Origin of the sequence: Mucilaginibacter sp. (assembly GCF_039935595.1) — a bacterium.
Classification (GTDB): Bacteria; Bacteroidota; Bacteroidia; order Sphingobacteriales; family Sphingobacteriaceae; genus Mucilaginibacter.
Genome location: NZ_JBDTJZ010000113.1, coordinates 1 through 4,696, shown reverse-complemented (window position 1 = coordinate 4,696; position 4,696 = coordinate 1). Strand labels below are relative to the sequence as shown.

Below are 4,696 nucleotides of genomic sequence, written 5' to 3'. Positions count from 1 at the left end.
ATAGCCGGCAGGTATCTAATTATTTTGAGCCTTGCATTATTATTTCCTCCGCCGGGATGCTGGAGGGCGGCCGCATACAGGACCATCTTTTTTATAACATCCAAAATTATTATTGTACCATTCTATTTATAGGTTATTGCGCCAAAGGTACGCTGGGTCATCGGCTATTGCGTGGCGATTCAATAGTCCATATAAAGGACCGTGACCTGGCCGTTTATGCTACCATTAAACAAACAGACGTACTAAGTGCCCACGGCGACCACGACGACCTGGTAAACACCGTAAAACAACAGGATAAAGCCAAACTTAAACAGGTTTACCTGGTACATGGCGAGGTTACCAGTATGAATTTATTGGCAGATGCTTTGGTGCAGGATGGCTATGGTGTTATTATCCCTGAAAAGGGAGTTAGTTATGTATTATAGCCGTCGCTATCTGCGCAGTGTCTAATAATTAACATTTAAAATTTTATGTTTATAGCAAATAGGGTATCTTAGTAACAGATACCCTATCTGTAATATAAACCAATTTTCATAAAATGTTATTCAAGCGCGCTGTTTTAAACGTACTGCTATTTGCATTATTTATACCTGCTTATGCAGGGGTTACCCATCCAAATGTTTCTATTGTTACCGATAAAACAAACGGTGCTCCTGTTACCCACGCGTTAAACAAATTAATTTCAGCATTAACCGCTAAGCATATCAGTTTTGAACAGGTAACATCTATTAATAATGCTCATGGACAATCAGTAATTGTAGCCGGCGCGGCAACAGGCGCGGGCGATGCTGCGCAATTACTGAAAGCTGCAAAGTATACGGTGCCTAAAGTGGCACAGGCATTAACTATACGTAAAACAAACTGGCGCAATAAATCGGTTTGGGTAATAAGCGGTTTTGACGATACAGGCATTATGTACGCCATATTGGACGTAGCCGACAAGGTGCATTATGCGGGCAGCAAAAATGATCCATTTATTGCCCTTAAAACCATTACTGAGAAACCCGCCATACCCGAGCGTGCCGTATTTATATATACCATGAACCGCGCTTATTGGGAAAGCCGATTTTATAACGAGGCGTATTGGACGCGTTACCTAGATATGCTGGCTAAGGACAGATTTAACATGCTTACTGTTATTTTCGGCTATGAAAATGGTGGTTTCCTGGCTCCGCCCTATCCATACTTTTTTGATGTTGATGGGTTTCCGGGGGTAAAAATGAAAGGAATGACGCCACAACAGCAACAGCGTAACCTGGCTGCATTTAACCACATCATTCAAATGGCACATGAAAGAGGGATTGGCGTAACCGCAGGCATCTGGGATCATATTTATCGTGGTGGCATACAGGCGGGTGGAAGCGGTGTTGATACCGTATCAACCAACCCCGTATATGCCACAGGCTTAAATGGTGATAATTTAATAGCTTATACCAAACCCGCGCTGGCAAAATTTATAAAATTGATGCCTGGCCTCGACGCTATAAACTTTAGGATGCACGATGAATCCGGGCTTAAAAAGGGCGAACAGCGCAACTTCTGGTTAAATCTTTTTAAATCTATAAAAGCAACTACACCTAACCTGCGTTTGGTATTACGCGCTAAAGGCTTATCTGATTCAACCATACAGGACGCGGTTGATGTGGGGGTTAAATTTACCATCTCAACAAAATACTGGATGGAACAGGTTGGGTTGCCCTACCACCCTACCCATGTAAATAGAGAGAACCAGAAGGACCGTCGCCATGGATATGCTGATATGCTGAAATATCCCGAGCAATATAAACTAACCTGGGGCCTGTGGACCGGGGGAACCACCCGTATATTATTATGGGCCGACCCCGATTATGCTAAGAGATTTGTTAACAGCCTTGATATTTATGATAGCTACGGTTTTGATGTAGCCGAACCATTGGCTACCAAAATGGAATCGCAACCTCATGATGCCGTGCCTTTTGAACTACTTAAAAAACCTTACCAATATTATGATTGGGAATTTGAGCGTTACTGGCATTTTTTTGAAGTATTTGGCCGTATAGGTTATAACCCTAATACATCGCCGCATTTATGGGATAATGAATTTGAACAGCATTTTGGCAAAAAAGCTGCACCCGTGGTTGAGGCGGCATTGCATACTGCCAGTGCCATTTTGCCGCGTATAGTGGCTACAAGCTACCCTTACAGCTACTTCCCCACCACACGCGGCTGGGCCGAGAAGCAACGTATAGGCGACCTGCCGACGTATGCCAAAAATGAATCGACAGACGTACAACAATTCGCCGGCTTTGACGAAGAAGCGCGCCTGCTGATTAATGGTGGCGAAACCACAAAAATTCTCCCTTCAATGAATAGCTTATGGTTTGCCCAGGCATCAGACAATCTCAATAAATTGATTGCTGATGCCGAAAAAGAAACGGGGGCCAATAGAAGCAAAGAGTTTAACTCGACCATGGTTGATCTTAAAATACTGTCCAACCTGGCCCTATACCATTCGCGCAGGATACCGGCCGGTGTATATTACTGTTTATGGCAGCGCACACAGGACGTAGCCGCGTTAGACAGTGCTATCGCTAACGAAAAAAATGCCATTGCAGCCTGGCAGCAAATTGTTGACGCCGCCGGCGATGTTTATGCCGATGATATAAAAATGGGCTTAAACCATACATCCAATGAAGGCGCTAAAATGGAAATTACGGGGAATTGGAAAACCGAACTCGCATCATTAAAAACGGACCTTAAAGCTTTAGAAGATAAAAGGAACAATATAAAACCTGGTAGTTTGGCAAAGCCGGCCCCCCATTACAAACCGGCAACTGTAACCTATAACGGTCAGTTCTTTAAAATTGATCATACTCCGGTTATAAGTTCAAAAGCGGGCAATGCTATAAAACTTACGGCTAAAATAACTGGTGATGCGGGGATTAAATGGGCGCGCATACGTTACCGGAGCGTTGATCAATACGAAGATTACAAAACCTTAGATATGAAACCAACGGCCCAAAAAGATATTTATACAGCAACCATACCGGTCGATCAAATTAATACAACATATAATCTGCAATACTTTATTGAAGTAATGGATAGTAAAAGCCGGGGTGTTATATATCCCGATCTGAATAAGGAAACACCTTATATTGTAGTTAAGCTTGACCGGTAACAGACAACGATAGATATGCTTTACTATACCCAACTCATTTTTATAAAAGATAACCAGGAACAAGCATTCAATTTGTTTGAGGACAAAGTATTGCCTTTGTTAAAAAAATACAACGGTGAATTGATTTACCGCACACAATTGGATAAAAAGTTGGTAATAGAATCATCAATAGGCAATCCTGATGAGTTGCATATAATAACGTTTGCAACCAAAGAAGATTTTAACGCCTATAAAAATGATAAGGAAAGGTTACAGTATTTACACCTTAAAGAAACATCAGTAGCCAAAGCTATTTTATTAGAAGGAGTGCTTTTGTAAAAATTATTTTTTCCGGGCAACCTCATGCCAGTATATACGTATTCCATATAAAAAAATTATAATGCATAAAAAAATTTATACTGTGCTAATAGTTATCGCAACTTTACTTATGCTATCATGCCGTAAACAAAGTATGCAACACCCTTCTGGAAACAGGACGATAAAATTTATTCTTTACACCAATAAAGACTTTTCGACTATTAATGATACCATCAACTTTTCATTAACAATAAGAAACCACGAACATACGGTTGCTTTTGATTCGGCTTTAACTTCAATCAGGATCAAAGATATTCCGGGGCCATCAAATAAATGGACATTTACAAAAACAGTACCTAATGATGGCACTATTTTATCTGCCGGATTTCTTTATAGCATTAAAAATGTTGGCAATTCATGGTTTTTAGATACAGTAGGCGTAAACCAAAAGATGAAAACAATAGAATATCCGTTTCAATAAGACAGGAAAGTCTAAGTGATACAAAGAAAGATGCTGAGAGCCCCTCTTTGCATTTAAATGTAAGTTATAGTCTCAACCGCTATACTATCGCATAAACCAGTGCAAATAACCACAGCTACTGCATACAAAACACGTAGCCGTCTTGTCTGTCCACTCCAAATTTAAAAAGGTACGGCCCGGCGAATGCAATTGTTCTACCCGGGTATTGAAGGTGTCATTTTTACAAAACATGCATACAAGTTGCTTATTATCAATTTCGTAACGTTTAGGTTCTTCAGCGCTAAATATTCCCATTAAGTTTAGATTTATATTTTCGTGAAGATAAAAATAAGGAATTTATTGAATTATTATCCTTAAATAAAAAAGGCGATCTGATCTCTCAAACCGCCTCTTATCTATTGATATTTTCTTACTTTTTAAAATGACCGATGATCAAATTAGCAAGCTCAACACCTATACGCTCCTGCGCTTCGTTGGTAGCAGCGCCGATATGCGGAGTTAATGAAATTTTAGGATGCTTGATGATCTCTTCGCGCGGGGTTGGCTCGTTATCATAAACATCTAAAGCAGCAAAAGCAACCTGACCGCTGTTTAAAGCATCAATTAAAGCCAGTTCGTCAATCAAGCCACCACGTGAGCAGTTAACCAGACCTACGCCTTTTTTCAAACGGGCCAGCTCGGCAGCGCCAAATAAAGCTTTATCTACAAAAGGTGTATGCAAGGTTATAAAATCCGCCCGCTCAATAACTTCGTCAAGCGTA

The 4,696-nt window shown here is 40.7% G+C and carries 5 protein-coding genes; 4 read left to right on the top strand and 1 reads right to left on the bottom strand.

All coding sequences use genetic code 11. The annotated features are described in order from the left end of the window. The 4 genes from ABI367_RS07875 to ABI367_RS07860 all read left to right on the top strand — a co-directional run. Positions 1-425 (top strand): MBL fold metallo-hydrolase RNA specificity domain-containing protein (locus ABI367_RS07875; RefSeq protein WP_462232147.1); only part of this gene is annotated, 425 nt, incomplete at its 5' end. Positions 426-538: 113 nt separating this feature from the next. Beyond that, positions 539-3,157 (top strand): hypothetical protein, encoded by a 2,619-nt coding sequence (locus tag ABI367_RS07870; RefSeq protein ID WP_462232145.1) that lies wholly within the window; start codon positions 539-541, stop codon positions 3,155-3,157. Positions 3,158-3,172: 15 nt separating this feature from the next. Next, positions 3,173-3,475, top strand: a complete 303-nt coding sequence (locus tag ABI367_RS07865) for a hypothetical protein (RefSeq protein WP_462232143.1) — start codon at positions 3,173-3,175, stop codon at positions 3,473-3,475. Between the two features lie 133 nt (positions 3,476-3,608). Further along, the gene (locus ABI367_RS07860) at positions 3,609-3,935 is read left to right on the top strand and encodes a hypothetical protein (RefSeq protein WP_462258062.1); all 327 of its coding nucleotides are present in this window, start codon (positions 3,609-3,611) and stop codon (positions 3,933-3,935) included. Positions 3,936-4,344: 409 nt separating this feature from the next. On the opposite strand, the gene ABI367_RS07855 is transcribed toward ABI367_RS07860, so the two are convergent. Next, the coding region (locus ABI367_RS07855) for an NAD(P)-dependent oxidoreductase (protein WP_462232139.1) at positions 4,345-4,696 on the bottom strand (352 nt) is incomplete at its 5' end.